The organism is Longimicrobium sp., from assembly GCF_036399255.1.
Lineage (GTDB): Bacteria > Gemmatimonadota > Gemmatimonadetes > Longimicrobiales > Longimicrobiaceae > Longimicrobium.
Genome location: NZ_DASWNM010000071.1, coordinates 1 through 21,345 on the forward strand (window position 1 = coordinate 1; position 21,345 = coordinate 21,345).

At 72.4% G+C, this 21,345-nt stretch carries 6 protein-coding genes; 4 read left to right on the top strand and 2 right to left on the bottom strand.

Annotated features, from left to right (window positions below; all coding sequences use genetic code 11):
• Positions 1-188 precede the first annotated feature (188 nt).
• Positions 189-1,088 (bottom strand): NAD(P)/FAD-dependent oxidoreductase, encoded by a 900-nt coding sequence (locus tag VGC13_RS11115; protein ID WP_331125325.1) that lies wholly within the window; start codon positions 1,086-1,088, stop codon positions 189-191.
• Between the two features lie 182 nt (positions 1,089-1,270).
• On the opposite strand from VGC13_RS11115, the gene VGC13_RS11120 reads away from it, so the two are divergent.
• The 4 genes from VGC13_RS11120 to VGC13_RS11135 all read left to right on the top strand — a co-directional run bounded on the left by VGC13_RS11120 (position 1,271) and on the right by VGC13_RS11135 (position 17,292).
• A complete protein-coding gene (locus VGC13_RS11120; protein WP_331125326.1) occupies positions 1,271-1,702 on the top strand; it encodes an Rrf2 family transcriptional regulator in 432 nt (143 codons plus the stop codon).
• A 1,234-nt stretch (positions 1,703-2,936) separates the two neighbouring features.
• Entirely contained in the window at positions 2,937-4,040 is a 1,104-nt protein-coding gene (locus VGC13_RS11125; protein ID WP_331125327.1) for a non-ribosomal peptide synthetase, read from the top strand.
• On the top strand, positions 4,037-8,761 hold the full coding sequence (locus VGC13_RS11130) for a type I polyketide synthase (RefSeq protein WP_331125328.1): 4,725 nt from the start codon (positions 4,037-4,039) through the stop codon (positions 8,759-8,761). The genes VGC13_RS11125 and VGC13_RS11130 overlap by 4 nt, the downstream gene beginning before the upstream one ends.
• Positions 8,758-17,292: an amino acid adenylation domain-containing protein gene (locus VGC13_RS11135; protein ID WP_331125329.1), complete on the top strand. Its 8,535-nt coding sequence runs from the start codon at positions 8,758-8,760 to the stop codon at positions 17,290-17,292. The genes VGC13_RS11130 and VGC13_RS11135 overlap by 4 nt, the downstream gene beginning before the upstream one ends.
• A gap of 1,378 nt (positions 17,293-18,670) precedes the next feature.
• On the opposite strand, the gene VGC13_RS11140 is transcribed toward VGC13_RS11135, so the two are convergent.
• Positions 18,671-20,830 carry an ATP-binding protein gene (locus VGC13_RS11140; RefSeq protein WP_331125330.1) on the bottom strand — a complete coding sequence of 720 codons (2,160 nt, stop codon included), beginning with the start codon at positions 20,828-20,830 and terminating at the stop codon, positions 18,671-18,673.
• Positions 20,831-21,345: the final 515 nt, after the last annotated feature.

Sequence of the window (21,345 nt, forward strand, 5' to 3'; positions counted from 1 at the left end):
TCAGGAGCGGACAGGTCTTCCGGGCGGGCGGCGCTACGTTCGGCGCTCGCCGGCGATGGCCATCGGGTTGAGCGACCACGTCTGGTCGTGGACCGAATTCCTCACCCTGTCGGTCTATCACTGAACAATGGGGCTGCTACCGCCTCTGTGCCCTCTGGGTGAGAACAAGTCTTTTCAGGATTTTCGCATCAATCGTCCGCGATCAGCGCGTGGTGCAGGCCCATGCCGGCCCGCACGCCGTCCGCGGAAGCGAGCGTGATGTTGCCCGGCCCGTACGCGGCGTCGCCGGCGGCGTACACGCCGGGGACGGTGGTCAGCTTCATCGTGTCGGTGCGGATGAGGGTGCCGGCCGGCGTCTCGTCGAACGCGCACCCCAGCGCCTCCGCCAGCGGGCTGGCCATCCGCATGAACGAGGGGACGAACAGCGCACGCACGGGCACCAGCCGGCCATCCTCCAGGCGAATGCCCTCCATCTCCACGCCCGGACCTTCCACCGCGGCGACCGGCGCGGGCTCGATGCGCACCTTGCGGCGCTCCAGCATCGCCCGCTCCTCGTCGTCCGGCTGCGGCCCGCCGTTGGCGAAAAAGGTGACGTCCCCCCAGTCCGCGACGATCCCGGCCAGGCGCGCGGACCCGGGCAGCGTCGCCAGCACGCCGATGGAGCCGCCGCCGATCTCGTAGCCGTGGCAGTACGGGCAGTGCAGCACGGTCTTGCCCCAGCGCTCCGCCAGCCCGGGGATGTCGGGAAGCGTGTCGGCCACGCCCGTCGCCAGCAGCAGCTTGCGCCCCTCCGCCACGGCGCCGTCCGCGGTGCGCACGGAGAATGCGCCGTCCCGGCCCGTGGCTTCGACCACGGTGCCCTGCAGCAGGGTGACGGTGGGGTAGGCGGCCAGCTGGGCGCGCGCGTCCGCCAGGATCTCGCCGCCGGACCGTCCGTCCTGCGCCAGCACGCCGTGCGAGTGCGAGGCGAACCGGTTGCGCGGCGCGCCCGCGTCGATGACCAGGATGGGCCGGCGGGCGCGGGCCAGCATCATGGCCGCCGTCAGCCCCGCAAAGCTCCCCCCGATGATGATTGCGTCGTACGTCATTGGCCTCTCCTCTCCGGTGTGGCTTCCTCTCACGTATCCCCAGATGTTACATTCACTGGCGGATGCCATGCTTCAGTGACCTGCACGATGCCAAAGATGGGGACGATGACGATATCACGCAACCCTTTTAGTTACGAGACTCGCTCCGGGTGCGCCGGCGGCGATGGACGGCGGGTGGATCGATGAGGAGCGACAGCCGGCTCTCGCGCATGCTCCACGCGCTGATCCACATGGAGCTGCACGAGGGGGCCGCCACGTCCGAGTCGCTGGCGCAGCTGCTGAACACCAATCCCGTGGTGGTGCGCCGGACGATGGCCGGGCTGCGGGACCAGGGCTACGTGCGCTCCGAAAAGGGGCACGGGGGCGGATGGGTGCTGGCCCGCGACCTCGGCGACATCACCCTGCTCGACATCTACCGCGCCCTGGACGATCCCACCCTGTTCGCCATTCGCCTGGCGGTGGACCACCCGGAGTGCCTGGTGGAAAAGGCGGTCAACAGCACGCTTTCCGATGCGCTGCACGAGGCGGAGGCGCTGCTCCTGAGCCGCTTTGGCGAGGTGACGCTGGCGGACGTGGCCCGCGACTTCGCGCAGCGCTCCAAGGCCGGGGAGTAGCAGAAGATCAAGGAGTACGGCCACGGAGGAGCGGATCCGCAAGACACTGCGTCCGGATGATCACCGTGTCATTCTGAGGGCGCCGCCCCAAACCGTCTTCACACTCCAAGGCCGTGGCGCCGACCGAAGAATCTCCTTCGGGAACGGGCGGCCTCTCGCGCCGAAACCCATCGTAGCCGTCGGGACCGTGCGCCCATCCGGAAGATTCTTCGGTCGGCGCACAGGGCTGCTGTGCGTTCCGGGACGGCCCGCAGCGGCGCCTTCCTCAGCCTCAGAGGGTGTTGCCAAACCTCCCAGCGTGATTGACTTCCTGAGGGAGGCGCCACCCCGTACCTCGCTTGTACACTGCACCTTCGCGCCGACCGAAGGACCCCGCCGGCAGAACGACGGCGCTGGTCCCGCGGCATGAAGCCGGCCCCGCCTCGCCGGAGAGCAGGTCCTTCGGTCGCGCGCAGACGGTTGTGTGGAAGCAGGTTACACGTGGTGCGCTCCCTCAGGAAGTCATCGCTTCTTTGTGATTCTGGGGGGGTTAGCAACACCCACTCAGAATGACACCGTCCGCCGGACCCGTAATTACGTGCTCCTCTCCGGGATTCGGATACCGTCCTTCTGCACCCCAACCTGTAGATCAGTTGTTCGGCTGTCCCGACCTCTTTGGTGCGCACTAGCTCTTTACGGGAAATTGTGTGTAGAGTGTTTCGCCGCGTCCGCGCACCTTCTCCGTCCTGAGTGCAACCTTCCGTAAAGTCCGTCATCCATCCGAGCAGTGGTGATGAGTTCCCCCAGCAGTCACGCGCTTAATCGGATAATTATGGCGGTAAAATAATGTAAACATCTACATAGGGTTCCCGTCCACCAGCGTGCTTGTTCAGAGAACCGCTGATCAGACACTTGCCCCCGCAATCCACTCAGGTTACTACTTGTAGACGAGTTGAGGCAGTTTGGCGTAGACTGATACGCATTCTGGTTCCACGTCTTTGCCTGAACCTGTACAAGTGTTACACTCTACAGGTGCAGCTTGCAAGATGGCGTAATAGGCGCGAAATGGATAACGGGATGATCCGGGTCCGTGGATCGGCATCCGGATCGGTGCCGGCACCGTAGATCATTCCGGGACGTGAGTGCGACTGCGCGATGCCGTTCCCGGCAGGGGACGGTTTGTCGCACGCACATCACTATTCAGGACTAAATTGACGTAGAACGCAGCCATGAGCCCCAGGAACCGGATGTACGCATGACCACGCCACTCGCGCTACGCGAGGTGATCACGGCGGGCGAGCAGCTGGTGGCCACGCCGCAGATCGCCGCGCTCATCGAAGGCACTCCCGGGTGCCGCCTGCACAACCACTACGGGCCAACGGAGACGCACGTGGCCACGGCGCACGCGCTCTCCGCCCGCTCGGCGGAGTGGGGGCTGCTGCCGCCGATCGGGCGCCCCGTGCCCAACATGCGCGTGTACGTGCTGGACCGTACGCTCCGGCCCGTGCCCATCGGGGTGGCGGGCGAGCTGTACATCGGCGGTGCGCAGGTGGCGCGCGGATACCTGGGGCGGCCGCGGCTTACGGCGGAGCGCTTCATCCCCAGCCCCTTCGGCCCCGAGCCGGGCGCGCGCATCTACGCCACCGGCGACCGCGCGCGCTGGAGGGGCGACGGCGAGCTGGAGTACCTGGGACGCGCCGACCAGCAGCTCAAGATCCGCGGATACCGCGTGGAGCCGGGCGAGATCGAGACGGTGCTGCGCCAGCGGGAGGACGTGCGCGACTGCGCCGTGGTCGCCCGCGAGGACGTGCCCGGCGACCGGCGGCTGGTGGCGTACGTGGCCGGCCAGGCACCCGCGGACGAGCTGCGCGACCACCTGCGCCGCGGACTGCCGGAGCACATGGTGCCCAGCGCCTTCGTCTTCCTGGACCGGCTGCCGCTGACGCCCAGCGGCAAGCTGGACCGCCGCGCCCTTCCCGCGCCGGAGCTGGCGCGGGTGGAAGACCTGTACGTGGCGCCGCGCACGCCGGTGGAAGCGCAGATGGCGGAGATCTGGGCCGAGGTGCTGCGCGTGGAGCGGGTGGGGCGCGACCACGGCTTCTTTCAGCTGGGCGGCCACTCGCTGCTGCTGCTGAAGCTGCAGGCCCGCATCCGCGAGCGGATGGGGGTGCAGGTGCCGGTGGTGGACCTGTTCCGCTTTCCCACCGTGGCCACCCTTTCCGAGCACCTGGACGCCGGGCGGGCCGCCCCGGCGCCGCGGCGCGGCAGCGAGCGCGCGGCCCGGCGTCGTGCGCTGGCCCTGCGCACGGCGGGGCGGGGAACGGATGACCGAACCAACCGAGAGGACGACGACCGATGAGCGACGGATTCGATACGGTGCCCGAGCAGGCCGCGGCCATCGCCATCATCGGGATGGCGGGGCGATTTCCCGGCGCGCGAGACGTGGAGCGGTTCTGGAGCAACCTGCGCGAAGGGGTGCACTCCATCACCTTCTTCAGCGAGGACGAGGCGCTGGCGGCCGGGGTGGATCCCCGGCTGCTGCGCGATCCCTCCTTCGTCCGTGCGGGGGGATTGATCGAGGACGCCGACCGCTTCGACTCCGCCTTCTTCGGGTTCACCCCGCGCGAGGCGGACGTGATGGATCCCCAGCACCGCGTGCTGCTGGAAACCGCCTGGGAGGCGCTGGAGAACGCGGGGCAGGAGCCCGGCACCGGCACCGTGGGCATCTACGCCGGCGCGCCGGGGAACGACTACCTCTCGCACGTGCTGGCCCGACCCGACCTGGTGGACGCCCTGGGCGTCTTTCAGCTGAGCCTGGCCAACGGCCGCGACTACCTGGCCACCCACGCCGCGCACCGGCTGAACCTGCGCGGCCCGGCGGTCAACGTGCACACCGCCTGCTCCACCGGCCTGGTCGCCGTCCACGTGGCGTGCCAGGCGCTGGCCGCCGGCGAGTGCGACGTGGCGGTGGCGGGCGGCGCCTCCATCCGCACGTGCTCGCCGGGCTACATGTACACGCCGGGCGGCATCGCATCCCCCGACGGCCACTGCCGCGCCTTCAGCGAAGACGCGGCCGGGCTCGTGGGCGGCGACGGCATCGGCCTGGTGGTGCTCAAGCGGCTGGATGACGCGCTGGCGGACGGCGACACCATCCGCGCGGTCATCCGCGGCAGCGCCATCAACAACGACGGTGCGCAGAAGGTGGGCTTTACCGCGCCCAGCGTGGACGGGCAGGCGGCGGTGATCCAGGAGGCGCTGGACGTGGGCGGCGTGGATCCCGAGACCGTGGGCTACGTGGAGGCGCACGGCAGCGGCACCGCGCTGGGCGATCCCATCGAGGTGGCCGCGCTCACCCAGGCGTTCGGCGACACGCGGCGCAGGCAGTTCTGCGCGCTGGGGTCGGTAAAGACCAACGTGGGCCACCTGGACGCGGCGGCCGGCGCCACGGGGCTCATCAAGGCCACGCTGGCGGTGGAGCGCGGCGAGATCCCCCCGTCGCTGCACTACACGGCGCCCAATCCCCAGATCGACTTCGCGTCGTCGCCCTTCTTCGTCAACACCGAGCTGCGCCCCTGGGCGGGGGACGCGCGGACGCCGCGGCGCGCCGGCGTGTCGTCGTTCGGCATCGGGGGGACGAATGCGCACGTGGTGCTGGAGCAGGCGCCCGCGCCCCGGCCGTCGACGCCCGCGCGTCCCTGGCACCTGCTGACGCTCTCCGCGCGGACGCCGGCGGCGCTGGACGCGGCCACGGACCGGCTGGCGGCGCACCTGCGCGCGCACCCGGAGCAGGCGCTGTGCGACGTCGCCTGGACGCTGCAGGCGGGGCGGCGCGCCTTCGAGCACCGCCGCGCGCTGGTGGCCCGCACGGGCGCGGAGGCGGCGGACGCGCTGGAGGCGCGCGCGGCGGACCGCGTCGTCAGCGGCATCGCGCCGGAGGGCGCGCGGCCGGTGGCCTTCCTGTTTCCCGGCCTGGGGAGCCACTACCCGGGGATGGGACGCGGGCTGTACCAGTCGGAGCCGGTCTTTCGCGAGACGGTGGACCGGTGCGCCGAGATCCTGCGCCCCATCCTGGGCGTGGACCTGCGCGAGGTCCTGTACCCCGGCGACGGCCCGGCGGAGGGCGAGAGCGCCGCGCAGTCCATCGACCTGCGCACCATGCTGGGCCGCGCCGGCGCCGCGCCGGACGATCCGGGCCAGGAACTGAACGTCACGCGGCTGGCGCAGCCGGCGCTGTTCGTGACCGAGTACGCGCTGGCGCGGCTGTGGATGTCGTGGGGGGTGCAGCCCGCGGCCATGGTGGGCCACTCGCTGGGCGAGTACGTGGCCGCCACCGTGGCCGGCGTGTGGTCGCTGGAAGACGCGCTGGCACTGACGGCGGAGCGCGCGCGCCTGGTGGCCGAGATGCCGCCCGGGGGGATGATGGGCGTCAACCTGCCGCCGGAGGAGGCGAGCGCCTACCTGCGCGGCGGGCTGTGCATCGGCGCGCTGAACGGGCCGTCGATCACCGTCTTTTCCGGTCCCGTGGCGGAGCTGGAGGAGGTGCAGGCGGAGATGGAGGCGCGCGGCATCGTCTGGCGGCGCCTGCCGCTGCAGCACGCCTTTCATTCGTCGATGATGGAGCCCGTGGCCGAGCGGCTCTCCGGGCTGCTGCGCGGGATGCGCCTGCACGAGCCCACGCTGCCGTTCTGCAGCAGCGTCACCGGGCGGTGGATCACCGCGGCGCAGGCTACGGACCCCACCTACTGGGCGCGCCACCTGACGAGCACCGTCCGCTTCAGCGACGGCGTGGAGACGCTGGCCCGCGGCGGCATCCGCGTGCTGCTGGAGACGGGCCCCGGCCACGGGCTGCGGATGCTGGCCTCGCAGCTGACCGTCTGGGGGGATGACCAGCCCGCCGTCGTCGCCTCCATGCGCCACGCGTACGAGCGCCAGCCGGACACCGCCCATCTCCTCGGCGCGGCGGGGCGGCTGTGGGCGGCGGGGGTGGCGATCGACTGGACCGCCGTGCACGCGCACGAGCGTCTGCGTCGCGTCCCCCTGCCCACCTATCCCTTCGAGCGCCGCCGCCACTGGATCGACCGCCCCACCGGCGCGGCGGCGTCCGCCGTCCGCACGGCGATCCCCGGCGACCACCTGCACGTCCCCGCGTGGAAGCGCGCGCCGCTCGTCATCAACCCCGGCGTGGAAGCGGGGAGCTGGCTGGTGCTGGCGGACGAGGCGGGCGTGGGCGCACGGCTGGCGAGCCGGCTGCGCACGCGAGGCCACACGGTCGCGCTGGCGGAGCCGGGCGAGCGCTTCGCCCGCGTGGGCGACAGCGCCTACACCGTGCGCCCCGGCCACGCCGCGGACCTGGCCGCCCTGCGCGAGGCGCTGGACGCGTCGGACGCGCGCCCGGGCCACGTGGTGCTGCTGTGGGGGATCGATCCGGTGGATGCGGACGCCCCGGACGCACCCGAGCGGGCGCAGGCGCGCGGCTACGGCAGCGTGGCGGCGATCGCGGCGGCGTTCGCGGCGGATTCCGCCGATCCCCTGCGGCTGACGGTGGTGACGGAGGGCGTGCAGGACGTGGCCGGCGGGGAATCGGTCGATCCCGCCCGGGCGACGGTGCTGGGCGCCTGCGCGGTGCTGCCGCGCGAGCATCCGCACGCCCTCTGCCGCACGGTGGACGTCCGCCTGCGGCCCGGCGGTGCGGAGCGGCTGGCCGACCAGCTGCTCGCGGAGGTCACGGCGGACGCGGCGGAGACGGAGGCGGCGCTGCGCGGGCCCGTGCGCTGGGTGCGCAGCTGGGAGGCGGCGCACCTGCCGCTGGACGCCAGCGGATTGAAGCAGGGCGGCGCCTACCTCTTTTCCGGCGCGCTGACTTCCGCCGGGTGGGTGCTGATGGAGCACCTGGCCGTCACCCTGGGCGCGCGGCTGGCGCTGGTGGTGGACCCCGCGCTGCCGGAGCGCGGCGAGTGGGATGCGCGGCTGGAGTCCGCCGCGTCGCGCCTGGACCCCCTGGTGCACACCATCGCCTGGCTGCGCGGCGCGGAGGAGCACGGGATGGCGCCGCTGCTGCTGCGCGCCCCGCTGGACGACGCGGAGGCGCTGCGGGCGGCGGTGGCGCGCGCGGCGGACGAGCTCGGCGGGCTGGACGGCGTCGTGCACGCGCCGGGGCTGGGCGAGGCGGCGGGGTACACGCCGCTGGCGCAGGCGCCGGCGGGGCACGCGGCGGCGGAGTGGGCCCGGCTGGCGCGCGAGCTGTCCGCGCTGCGGGCGGCCACGGACGGCGTGGAGCTGGACTTCATCCACCTGCAGAGCTCCCTGGTCCCCGCGTCCGGCGGCACGGGCGTGGGCGCGGCCGCGGCGGCGTTCGCGCTGGTGGACGCGTGGGCGCAGCGGGCGGCGGCGGAGGGTGGCCGCTGGACCAGCGTCGCCTGGGACCGCTGGCGGGTGGACGGCGACGGCGGCGACGCGGCGGGGGAGGGGATCCTTCCCGCGCAGGGGGTGCGCGCCTTTGGGCGCCTGGCCGCGCTGGCCGGCGAGCCGCGCGTGCTGGTGACCCCGCGCGACCCCGCCGCCCCGGCCGCGCGCCCCGCGTCGGGCGCGGTGCGGGACGACGCGGAGGCCGAGGCGCTGCACCCGCGCCCGGCGCTGCGGACGGATTACGAGGCCCCCGCGGACCCCGCCGAGGAGAGCCTGGCCGGCGTGTGGCGCGAGCTGTTCGGCATCGGCGAGATCGGCGTGCGCGACGACTTCTTTCAGCTGGGCGGCCACTCGCTGCTGGCCATGCAGCTGGTTTCGCGCGTGCGGACGCTCTTTCACGTGGAGCTGCCGCTCCCCGCCATCTTCGAGGCGCCCACCATCGCCGGGCTGGCCGAGCTCATCAACGAGGCCATCCTGCTCGAGCTGGACGGGATGACGGAGGAAGAGGCGCAGAGCCAGGTGGCCGGGTTCCACGGCGCCGGCGGCCGGCAGGCGGAGCCGGCGGTGAGCGACGCATCCAGCCCCCACCTGCTGCTGGCCACGCTGGACGAGATGTCGGACGAGGAGCTGGACCGCCTTCTTGCCGGGGAACCGGAGAACGGGACGTTGCGATGACGGTGCCTCCGGAGGCCGCCACCCTTTCGCGCGGCGAAAAGCAGGCGCTGCTGCGCCGCATGCTGGCCGAGCGCATCCACAGGACGCGCACGGCGCCGGCGTCGTTCGCGCAGGAGCGGCTGTGGCTGCTGGACCGCGTGCACGGCGCCGGCACGGCCTACAACCTTCCCGTGATGCTGCGCGTTCCCGGCGTGATGGACGCGCGGGCGCTGGAGCGCGCCGTGGGCGAGCTGCTGCGCCGGCACGAGTCGCTGCGCACCGTCTTCGCCGAGGCGGACGGATCGCCGGTGCAGGTGATCGCCCCCTTCGGCGGCTTTACCCTGCCGGTGGAGGAGCATCCCGGGGCGGACGCCGCGCAGGTGCGGCGGATCGCGGCGGAAGAGGCGGCGCGGCCGTTCGACCTGACGACCGGCCCGCTCTTTCGCGCGCGGCTGCTAAGGATTGAGCCCGAGGAGCACGTGCTGCTGCTGTGCATGCACCACATCGTCAGCGACGGGTGGAGCATCGGGGTGATGGGGCGCGAGCTGGCGGAGCTGTACCAGGCGTTTCGCCAGGGCCGGCCCTCGCCGCTGCCGGAGCCGCGCTTTCAGTACGCCGACTACGCCGAGCAGCAGCGCCAGCGGATGCAGGGGAGCACGCTGGAAAAGCAGCTGGCGTACTGGCGCGAGCGGCTGGGGGACGCGCCGCCCCTGCTGGAGCTGCCCACCGACCACCCGCGCCCCGCCGCGCAGTCGTACCGCGGAAATTCGTACGAGCTGGACATGCGCGGCGGGCTGGCCGACCGCCTGGAGGCGCTGGGGCGCGGCGAGGGGGCCACGCTGCACATGGTGCTGCTGGGTGCCTTTCAGGTCCTGCTGGCCAAGTACAGCGGCAGCGACGACGTGGTGGTGGGGAGCCCCGTCGCGGGGCGCACCCGGCCGGCGACGGAGGACCTGATCGGCTTTTTCGTCAACACGGTGGCGCTGCGGACGGACCTCTCCGGCGATCCCTCGTTCCGCGAGGTGCTGCGGCGGGTGCGCGCGACGGCGATCGGCGCGTACTCCAACCAGGACGTGCCCTTCGAGCGGGTGGTGGCGGAGCTGCGGCCCGAGCGGTCGCTGCGGTACGCCCCGCTGGTGCAGGTGATGTTCACGCTGGATCCTCCCGCCGCGTCCGGCGACGAGCTGCCGGGGATGAAGGGGCTGGCGCTGGACCCGGAGAGCGGGACCAGCAAGTTCGACCTCACCCTGTCGCTGGACGTCCGCGACGGGGGCCTGGGCGGATCGATCGAGTACAGCACGGACCTCTTCGACCGCGGCACCATCGAGCGGATGGCCGTCCACCTGCGGCGCGTGCTGGAGGGGATCGCCGCCGGCCCGGACGTGCGCCTTTCGCGGCTGGAGCTGGCGGGCGCCTTCGAGCGGCGCAGCGTGGTGGAGGACTGGAACCGCACCGCGACGGCGTATCCCGCGGACGCGGGGATTCCGGCGCTGTTCGAGGCCCACGCGGCGCGGACGCCGGACGCCCCCGCCGCCCTCTTTCACGACGCGTCGCTCACGTACGGCGAGTTGAACCAGCGTGCCAACCGGCTGGCGCACCACCTGGTCCGCGCGGGCGTGGGGCCCGAGGCGCGGGTGGGGATCTGCCTGGAGCGCGGCGCGGAGATGGTGGTCGCCATGCTCGCGGTGCTCAAGGCGGGCGCGGCGTACGTGCCGCTGGAGCCGGACTATCCCGCGGAGCGGCTGGCCTTCATGCTGGCGGATGCGGGCGTGGAGGTGCTGGTGACGCAGGATTCGCTGCGCACCTCCCTCCCCGCCGCCGAAGGAATCCGCATCGTCCGCGTGGACGGCGACGCGGCGCGGATCGCGGCGGAGCGCGCGGAGAACCCGGCAATCGAGACGGGGCCGCGGAGCCTGGCGCACGTCATCTACACCTCCGGCAGCACGGGGACGCCCAAGGGGGTGGGGATCGAACACCGCGGCGTCGTCCGCCTGGTGGTGGAGACGGACTACCTGCGCATCGGCCCGGACGACCGGGTGGGGCAGGCATCCACCCCCGTTTTCGACGCGGCGACGTTCGAGGTGTGGGGCGCGCTGCTGAACGGGGCGGCGCTGGTCGGCATCCCCAAAGAGGTGGTGCTGGCGCCGGAGCGGCTGGAGGCGGCGGTGCGGGACGGCGGCATCACGGTGTTGATGCTCACCACCGCGCTCTTCAACCAGGTGGCGCGGGAGCGGCCGGGCGCCTTCGGCTCGCTGCGCGCGGTGCTGTTCGGCGGCGAGGCGGCGGACGCGGCGGCGGCGCGGGCGGTGCTCGCGGCCGGCGGGCCGGAGCGGATGGTGAACGCGTACGGGCCCACGGAAAACACCACCTTCAGCACCACCTGGCGGGTGCGCGACGTGGCGGAGGAGGCGACGGCGCTGTCCATCGGCCGGCCGGTGGCGAACTCGTCGGCGTTCGTGCTGGGGGGCGGGCTGGAGCCGCTGCCGGTGGGGCTGCCGGGCGAGCTGTACGTGGGCGGCCACGGCGTGGCCCGCGGCTACCTGGGCCGCTCCGCGCTCACGGCGGAGCGCTTCATTCCCGATCCCTTTTCGGCGGCGCCCGGCGCGCGGATGTACCGCACGGGCGACCGGGCGCGGTGGCGGGCGGACGGCACGCTGGAGTTCCTGGGGCGCCTGGACGGGCAGGTAAAGATCCGCGGCTTTCGCATCGAGACCGGCGAGATCGAGGCGGCGCTGCGGCGGCACCCCGGCGTCACCGATTGCGCCGTCGTGGCGCGTGCGGACGCTGACGGAGGCTTGCGGCTGGTGGCGTACGTGGCGGGGGAGGGGGACGCGGAGGTGTTCCGCGCGCACCTGCGGCGCACCCTGCCCGACTTCATGGTGCCGGGCGCCTTCGTGACGCTGGACCGGCTTCCGCTGAACACCAACGGCAAGGTGGACCGCCGCGCGCTGCCGGAGCCGGACCCGGCCGCGGCGGAGCACGTGGCCCCGCGCACGCAGACGGAAGAGGTGCTGGCGGGGATCTGGGCCGAGGTGCTGGGGCTGGAGCGGGTGAGCGCGGACGGCGACTTCTTCCTGCTGGGCGGCCACTCGCTCCTCGCCACACGGGTGATCTCCCGCGTCCGCGCGGCGTTCCGCGTGCAGCCCACGGTGCGCACGCTGTTCGAGGCGCCCACGCTGGCGCAGCTGGCGGAGGCGATCGAAGGGTTGCGCCGCGCGGAGCTCCCCGCGCTGCCGCCGGTCGTTGCGGCGGATCGGACCGGCGCGCTTCCGCTCTCCTTTGCGCAGGAGCGGCTCTGGCTGGTGGACCGGCTGCAGCCGGGCGGCTCCGTCTACAACGTTCCCGCCGCGCTGCGCCTGCAAGGTGCGCTGGATGCGGATGCGCTGGAGCGCGCGCTGGCCGAGATCGTCCGCCGGCACGAGGCGCTGCGGACCACGTTCGCGGTGGTGGATGGCGCGCCGGTGCAGGTGATTGCGCCCTTCTCCGGCTTTGCGCTGCCGGTGGATGACCTCGCGTCGCTGGACGATGCGGCGCGCGAGGCGGAGGTGCGGCGGCGTGCCGCGGCGGATGCGGCGCGGCCGTTCGACCTGGCCGCCGGTCCGCTCTTCCGCGCGCGGCTGCTGCGGCTGGCGAACGACGACCACGTGCTGCTGGTTTGCCTGCATCACGTGGTGACGGACGGGTGGAGCATGGGCGTGCTCTTCCGCGAGCTGTCCGCCCTCTACGGCGCCTTCCGCGAGGGGCGTCCGTCGCCGCTGGCGGAGCTTCCGGTGCAGTACGCCGACCACGCGGTATGGGAGCGCGAGCACCTGCGCGGCGACGTGCTGGAGCGGCACATGGCGTACTGGCGCGAGCGGATGGCCGGCGCCCCCGCGCTGCTGGAGCTGCCCACGGACCATCGCCGCCCCGCCGTGCAGTCGTACCGCGGCGCACAGGTGCCGGTGGATCTATCCGCCGGCCTGCTGGCGCGGCTGGAGGCGCTGGGGCGCGGCGAGGGCGCATCGCTCTACATGGTGCTGCTGGCCGCCTTTTCGGTCCTTCTCTCGAAGTACGCCGGGACGGACGACGTGGTGGTGGGCAGCCCGGTCGCGGGGCGCACACGGCGGGAGGTGGAGGGGCTGATCGGCTTCTTCGTCAACACGCTGGTGGTGCGGACGGACCTGGGCGGCGATCCCTCCTTTCGCGAGGTGCTGCGCCGCGTGCGCGATGCCACGCTGGGCGCGTACGAGCACCAGGAGCTTCCCTTCGAAAAGCTGGTGGCGGAGCTGCAGCCGGAGCGGTCGCTGGGCCACTCGCCGCTCTTCCAGGTGCTGTTCGCGCTGCAGAACGCGGACGCCTCCGGGGGCGAGCTGCCGGGGTTGCGCACGACGGGCGTGGAGGCGGAGATCGGCACGGCGATGTTCGACCTGTCGCTGATGCTGGCCCAGCACGAGGGTGGCCTGGGCGGATCGCTGACGTACGCCACGGACCTGTGGGAGCGCGCCACCATCGAGCGGATGCTGGGGCACCTGACGCGCGTGCTGGAGCAGGTCTCGGGGGATGCGGATCCGCGGCTCTCCGATCTCGATCTGCTGGATGACGGCGAGCGGCGGCAGCTGCTGGGGGCGTGGAGCGGGACGGATGCCGCGTATCCCGCGGACCGGTGCATCCACCAGTTGTTCGAAGCGCAGGCCGCGCGCACGCCGAACGCCGTGGCGCTGGTGCACGAGGCGGAGGCGCTGGGCTATGGCGCCCTGAACGCGCGGGCCAACCGCCTCGCGCGCCACCTGCGGCGCCTGGGCGTGGGGCCCGAGACGCGCGTGGGGATCTGCCAGGCGCGGGGGACGGAGATGGTGGTTTCCATGCTCGCCGTGCTCAAGGCGGGCGGTGCGTACGTCCCGCTGGACCCCGCCTGGCCCGCGGAGCGGACGGCCTTCATGCTGGCCGATTCGGGGATGGCGGTGCTGGTGACGCAGGACGCGCTGCGCGAGTCGCTCCCCGTGCGCGACGGCGTGCGGGTGGTGAGCGTGGACGCGGCCGCGGAGGAGATCGCGCGGGAAGGGGCGGAGGATTTCGATGGCGGCGCGCAGCCGCGCGGGCTGGCGTACCTCATCTACACCTCGGGGAGCACGGGCGTCCCCAAGGGCGTGGCCATCGAGCACGGGAGCGCCGTGGCGATGCTGGCCTGGGCGTGGAGCGTCTTCTCCGCCGAGGAGCTGGGGGGGATGCTGGCGTCCACGTCCACGTCCTTCGACATGTCGGTGTTCGAGCTGTTCGCGCCGCTCACCCGCGGCGGGCGGGTGATCCTGGTGGAGAACGTGCTGGCCCTGCCCGCGTCCGCCGCGGCGGACCAGGTGCGGCTGATCGACACCGTTCCCTCCGCCATGGCCGCGCTGCTCAAGACGGACGGTCTTCCCTCCGGCGTGCGCACGGTAAGCCTGGGCGGCGAGGCGCTGTCCGCGGAGCTGGTGGATGCGCTGTACGCGCGCGGCGTGGAGCGCGTCTACGACGTCTACGGTCCGTCCGAAGACACCACCTTCAGCACCTTTGCGCTGCGCCGCGCGGGCGCGCCCGCCAGCATCGGGCGCCCGCTCCCCAACTCGCGGGCGTACGTGCTGGATCCCGCGCTGCGCCTGGTGCCGGCCGGCGTCGCGGGCGAGCTGTTCCTCGCCGGACAGGGGCTGGCGCGCGGCTACCTGGGCCGTCCCTCCCTCACCGCCGCGCGCTTCATCCCCGATCCCTTCGGCGAGCAGGCGGGCGGGCGGATGTACCGCACGGGGGACCGGGTGCGGTGGCGGGCGGACGGGACGCTGGAGTACCTGGGCCGGCTGGACCAGCAGGTAAAGGTGCGTGGATTCCGCGTGGAGCCGGGGGAGATCGAGTCCGTGCTCCGCCGCCATCCCGCCGTGGCCGACTGCGCCGTGGTGGCGCGCGCGGATGATGGCGGCGACCCGCGGCTGGCGGCGTACGTGGTGGGCGACGCGCCGGCGGAGGAGCTGCGCGCGCACCTGCGGCAGCGGCTGCCGGAGTACATGGTCCCCGGCGTGTTCGTGCGGATGGATGCACTGCCGCACACGCCCAGCGGCAAGCTGGACCGCGGCGCCCTTCCCGCGCCCGACGCCGCCCCGGCGGAGGAGCGGGGGGCCGAGGCGCGGACGCAGGTGGAGGAGGTGCTGGCCGGGATCTGGGCCGACGTGCTGCGCGTGGAGCACGTGGGGGTGGACGACAACTTCTTTCACCTGGGCGGGCACTCGCTGCTCGCCACGGTCGTCCTGGCGCGCGTCCAGGAGACGCTGGGCGTGCGGATGCCGCTGAGCGCCTTCTTTACCGCGGCGACGGTTTCCGAGCTGGCGGCGCGGGTGGAGGCGCTGCGCCGCGCGGGGCTGCCGCCGCTGCCGCCGGTGGTCCCCGTGGGGCGGGACGGCGCGCTGCCGCTTTCGTTCGCGCAGGAGCGGCTCTGGTTTCTGGACCGCCTGCAGCCGGGAAGCGCGTTCTACAACGTCCCCATCGCGCTGCGGCTGGACGGCGCGCTGGACGTGCGGGCGCTGGAGCACGCGCTGGGCGAGATCGTCCGCCGGCACGAGGTGCTGCGCACCACCTTCCGCGAGCGGGACGGCGCGCCGCTGGTGTCCATCCTCCCGTACGATGGCTTTCACCTGCCCGTGGACGACCTGTCCGGCGCGGACGAGGCGGAGGCGCGGCGGCGCACGGCGGACGAGGCGGCGCGGCCGTTCGACCTGCTGGGCGGATCGCTCTTTCGCGCGCGCCTGCTGCGGCTGGGGGCGGAGGAGCACGTGCTGCTGGTGTCCATGCACCACGTGGTGAGCGACGAGTGGAGCCTGGGCATCCTGTTCCGCGAGCTTTCCGCGTACTACGCGGCGGCGCTGGACGGCGCCGGGCCGCCGCTTCCGGAGCTGGCGGTGCAGTACGCCGACTACGCGGTGTGGCAGCGCCGGCAGCTGGCCGGCGAGACGCTGGACCGGCAGCTGGCGTACTGGCGCGGGCGGCTGGCCGGCGCGCCCGCCCTGCTGGAGCTTCCCATCGACCATCCCCGTCCCGCGCTGCAGTCGCACCGCGGCGCCACGGAGGGGTTTGAGCTTGACGGCGAGCTGCCGGCGCGGCTGGAGGCGCTGGGCCGGGCGGAGGGCGCCACGACGTTCATGGTGCTCCTGGGCGTGCTGCAGGTGCTGCTGGCGAAGTACAGCGGCAGCGACGACGTGGTGGTGGGCAGCCCCATCACCGGCCGCCAGCGGCACGAGGTGGACGGGCTGATCGGCTTCTTTACCAACACGCTGGTGCTGCGGACGGACCTGTCGGGCGACCCGGGATTCCGCGAGGTGCTGCGGCGGGTGCGCGAGACCGCGCTGGGCGCGTACGACCACCAGGACGTCCCGTTCGAGCGGCTGGTGGAAGAGCTGCAGCCGGAGCGGTCGCTGGGCCACTCGCCGCTCTTCCAGGTGATGCTGATCCAGGGGAACGGCGACCCCGCGGGGCTGGACCTGCCCGGGGTGCGGCTGCGGCGCTTCAGCGGCGGAACGGAAACCAGCAAGTTCGATCTCACGCTCGCAGTGACGGCGCACGAAGGCGGGCTCAGCGGATCGCTGGAGTACAGCACGGACCTCTTCGAGCGCGCCACGGTGCTGCGGATGATCGGCCACCTGCGGCGTGTGCTGGATCAGGTCGCGGAGAATCCGGACGTGCGGCTGTCGGAGCTCGATCTGCTGGATGACGCCGAGCGGCGGCTGGTGGTGGAGGAGTGGAATCGCACGGACGCGGCGTATCCCCCCGCCTGCGTGCACCATATGATCGAGGCGCAGGCGGCGCGGACGCCGGATGCCGTGGCGGTGGTCCACGGCGGCGAATCGCTGACCTACGCCCAGCTGAACGCGCGGGCGAACGGCCTGGCGCACCGGCTGATGGAGTCGGGCGTGGGGCCCGAGGTGCGGGTGGGGATCTGCCTGGAGCGCGGGCCGGGGATGATCGTCTCGCTGCTGGCCGTGCTGAAGGCCGGGGGCGCGTACGTGCCGCTGGATCCCGGCTACCCCGCGGCGCGCCTGGCCTTCATGGCGGCCGACTCCGCCGTCCCCGTGCTGCTGACGCAGGAGGCGCTGCGCCACGCCCTTCCCCCGCTGGACGGCGTGCGGGTGATGTACGTGGACCCACTCGCGGCGGAGGCGGACGAGGCGCGCGCGGAGAACCCGGAATCCGGCGCGGGTCCGGCGAACCTGGCGTTCGTCCTCTACACCTCCGGCTCCACGGGCACGCCCAAGGGGGTGGCGATGCCGCACGCGTCGCTGGCGAACCTGGTGGCGTGGCACCTTGCGGACGAGACGGAGCCGCGCCACGCGCTGCAGTTTTCGTCGCTCAGCTTCGACGTGTCGTTCCAGGAGATCGCCACCACGCTGACCTCGGGCGGCACGCTGGTGCTGGTGGACGATGAGCTAAGGCGCGATCCCGATGCGCTGCTGGGCTTCATGGCGCGCCACGGCGTGGAGCGGCTCTTTCTCCCCTTCGTCGCCCTGCAGTCCCTGGCCGGCGCGGCCCGGGTGGAGGAGGGCGCCGCCTCGGTCTGAGTGGGCAGGCGATTACGGAGCAATTGACTTCCTGAGGGAGCGCCCACGCGGAAGCTGAAGCGACACAAACGCTTGCGCGCGACCGAAGGACCTGCTCTCCGCCCGGGAGGGGCATGATCTTCGGCAGAGGTCCAGCCCCACGGTTCTGCCGGCGAGATCCTTCGGTCGCGCGCAGGCGGTTGGTGTGAAGTACGGTTGCACGTGGTGCGCTCCCTCAGCTCAGAGGGTGTTGCTAAACCTCAGATCCATAACGAAGCGGTGACTTCCTGAGGGAGCGCATCACATGTAACCAGAAGTCACACTACAGGTTGCGCGCGACCGAAGGACCTCGTCCCGGTGGCGCAGGGGCCAGATCAGGGCACGGGACCAGCCCCGTCGTTCTGCTGGCGAGGTCCTTCGGTCGGCGCCAAGGTGCAGTGTAAAAACGAGTTACGGAGCGGCGCCTCCCTCAGGAAGTCAATCACGCTAGGAGGTTTGGCAACACCCTCTCAGGAAATCAGGCTTGCTTGCAAGGAGGTGGCAATACTTCTCTGATAGACGAGCCACTCGCGCACGCCCCAATCTGTCATTCCGAGGGAGCGCACGCGCGGTACGTTGCCCGACCACGGAACCCGGTGCGCGACCGAGGAATCTACTCTCCGGATCCTCGTGGTCCGCCGCGACGCCCCGGACCAGCCCCGTCTGGCTGTTTCGCCGCCGCGGCGATGGCGCGGGCTGCCGCGGCCGGCCTCGCGCGGGCCGACAGTAGATTCCTCGGCCCTGCAACCTGCGTCGCGTTCGTCGGGGGGCGGCGCGGGCGGGCCTCGGAATGACAGATCTTCCTGGAACGCGACGGGCGGCATCCGCTGGATGCCGCCTGTCGCGCGTCTGCGTGCTGCGCAGCCGGAAGGGTCAGCGTACACGCGCTGCCGGTGCCGGGGGTGGTCTGCGCGGTCAGGCCGCCGCCGATGCCGCGCGCCAAGTCGCGGCTGGTTGCATGTGGTGCGCTCCCTCGGGAGATCAAGTTTGCTTTCAAAGGGTGTGGCACTACCTCCCTGATGGACGAGCCACTCGCGCACGCCCCAATCTGTCATTCCGAGGGAGCGCACGCGCGGTACGTTGCCGGAACACAGAACCCGGTGCGCGACCGAGGAATCTACTCTCCGGATCCTCGTGGTCCGCCGCGACACCCCGGACCAGCCCCGTCCGGCTTTTTCGCCACCGCGGCGATGGCGCGGGCTGCCGCGTTCGGCCTCGCGCGGGCCGACGGTAGATTCCTCGGCCCTGCAACCTGTGGAGCAAGCGTCCGGGGGCGGCGCGGGCGGGCCTCGGAATGACAGATTCCCTGGAAACAGGACAGGCGGCATCCGCTGGATGCCGCCTGTCGCGCGTTTGCATGCTACGCGGCCGGAAGCGTCAGCGTAAAGGCGCTGCCGGCGCCGGGGGTGCTCGCGGCCGTCAGGTCGCCGCCCATGCCGCGCGCCAGGTCGCGGCTGATGGCCAAGCCCAGCCCCGTTCCCTCGGCGGTGCGCGTGAGGTCCGCGCGCACCTGCACGAAGGGCTCGAAGATGCGGCCCAGCTGGTCGGCCGCGATGCCGATGCCGGTGTCGCGCACCACCACCTGCACCCGGCCGGCGGACTGCGCGCACGACAGCTCCACGCGGCCACCGGGGTCGGTGAACTTGACCGCGTTGGAAAGCAGGTTCACCAGGATCTGCCGCACCTTCTCGGCGTCCGCGCGGGCCGCCAGGGTGGGCGGGCAGGGCTCGACGGAAAGCGCCAGCTTCCGGGCCTGCGCCTGCGGCGCCACCAGCGCCTCGGCGGCGAGCAGCGCCTCGCGCAGGGGGACGTCGGCCAGGTCGTAGTGCACGGCGCCCGTCTCCAGCCGGGCGTAGTTCAGCACCTCGTTGATCAGCCCCAGCAGGTGGCGCTGGCTGGTCTGCACCCGCCGCAGGTCCTCGCGCTGCTGGGGGGTGATGGGGCCGCGGATCCCCATCTCCATCAGCTCCGCGTACCCCCCGATGGCGTTCAGCGGGGTGCGCAGCTCGTGGCTCATCACCGCCAAAAACTCGCTCTTGGCCAGGTTGGCGCGCTCCGCCTCGGACCGGGCGGCGTGCTCGGCCTGGAACAGCCGGGCGCGCTCCACCGCCAGCGCCGACTGCTGCCCCAGCGCCAGCAGAAACGCGCGCTCCTCCGGCGGAAAGGTGCGCGGCGCGCTGAAGGCGAAGGAGATCACCCCCACCGCCTCGCCCGCCGCGGTCAGGGGAACGAACACGGCCGACGCCACGCCCAGCCGGTCCCAGACCGGCGCGATGGGCGGAAAGCGCGCGTCCAGCCCCTCCGGCCCCTCGCGCGTCTCCAGCCACACCGGCGACCGGGTGCGGAAGCACTCCGTCAGCGGGCTGCGATAGTCCAGCGTCTGCCGCTGCACCCCCTCGGCCACCGGCTCGGGAAAGCCCACGGTGCGCAGCAGCACCAGCGCGTCGCCCTCGGGCGCGCGCCCGGCCAGCGCCCCCGTGCGCGCGCCCAGCGCCACCACCATGTCGGCCACCACCACGGTGGCCACGTCGTCCAGCGTGCGCGCGCCCGCCAGCGCGGCGGTCAGCGCCTGCAGGCGCTCGGCGCGGTCGCGGGCGCGCTCGGCCTCGCGCAGCGCGCCCTGCAGGCCGCGCAGCGCCCGCGCCCGCTCGATGGACTCCCAGCAGCGCTGCGTTACCGTGCGCACCAGCTCCACCTCGTCGTCCAGCCAGTGGCGGGGGGTGCGCTGGTGCACGGCCATCGCCGCGCGGAAGCGCCCCGCCTTGTGCAGCGGCATGCAGATGACGGCCACGATCTGCGTCTGCACGTACGCCGCGCGGTCGGCCTCGGTCACCCGCGGGTCGCTGAAGGCGTCGTCGACCACGTACGGCAGGTCCGCGCGCATCATCCGCAGCGTCTCGGCGCCGAAGTCCGACATGGCGTAGCGGCCCACGATGCTCACCGTGTCGCCGCGGGTGTAGTCGCCGGTCAGGACGAAGTGGTTCTCGTCGGCCTCGGCCTCGGCGTAGGCGCAGCGGTCCACGCCCAGGTGCTCGCCCAGCATGCGCGCGGCCGTGGCCACCGCCTCGTCGGGGCTGGTGATGGGCTGCAGCGCCTGGCCCAGGTCCGCCAGAAACGCCAGCCGCCGCTCCACCCGCTTTTCGCGCGAGATGTCGCGCGCCTCGATGATGGTGCCCACCGTGCGGCCGCCGTCGCGGATGGGGCTGGCGGTAAAGGCCACGGGGTAAAAGTGCCCGTCCCGGTGCACGAACACTTCTTCGCCCTGCTCGCGCATGTTCCGCGGAAAGGCGCGGTCGATGGGGCACTCGGCCAGCGGGTAGGGCGTTCCGTCGGGGCGGGTGTGGTGCACGCAGTCGTGCAGCGCCCGGCCCTGCAGCTCGTGCAGGCGAAAGCCCGTCAGCGCCTCGGCCGCGCGGTTCATGTACGTGCAGCGCTGCTCATCGTCCATGATGAACAGCGCCAGGGTTGCGTTCTCCGCCACCGTCTCAAGCTGGCGGCGGTAGTGCTCAGGATCGGTCACGAACCATGCTTCGGCGTCGTCCGGGAGATCTCCACGGGGTGATCGGGTGCCGCGACGGCGGGCACGTGCACGCGCCGGGCCGCAGGTGCAACATCTTCACCATGCATCCCGTTCATCCGCAAACGATCTGTCTCACGCAGAGGCCACGGAGGCCGCAGAGGGGAAGCTTCTCTCTGCGGCCTCTGGGGCCTCTGGGTGAGACAATTCTTTTGCGGGTCGCGGATCAGCCCGCCATGACGCGGCGGAACGCTGGAGAACGCGCCCGCTCGCCGGGAATGGAACGTTTCGATGCATCACAACGATGCACCACTGCCACGTAACGTGGCATGTTAATCCTGAAAAATATGAAATTCTTGTATCAGTAAAATGCGGATATATTTGTATACGGCAATGGTCGGGCGCTTTCCGTGATCCTGAAAAAACGTACGTTTAAGGGTACGTGCATTGCGCATTCGCAGTCCGAATCAAAGCGCCGCGTCCGGATCGTTGCCGGGCCTGCCTCCTTTGATGGCCAT

Excerpts from the sequence above, each read along its gene's own strand:
- VGC13_RS11115 (WP_331125325.1), bottom strand. The coding sequence starts at position 1,088 with ATGACGTACGACGCAATCATCATCGGGGGGAGCTTTGCGGGGCTGACG.
- VGC13_RS11120 (WP_331125326.1), top strand. The coding sequence starts at position 1,271 with ATGAGGAGCGACAGCCGGCTCTCGCGCATGCTCCACGCGCTGATCCAC.
- VGC13_RS11125 (WP_331125327.1), top strand. The coding sequence starts at position 2,937 with ATGACCACGCCACTCGCGCTACGCGAGGTGATCACGGCGGGCGAGCAG.
- VGC13_RS11130 (WP_331125328.1), top strand. The coding sequence starts at position 4,037 with ATGAGCGACGGATTCGATACGGTGCCCGAGCAGGCCGCGGCCATCGCC.
- VGC13_RS11135 (WP_331125329.1), top strand. The coding sequence starts at position 8,758 with ATGACGGTGCCTCCGGAGGCCGCCACCCTTTCGCGCGGCGAAAAGCAG.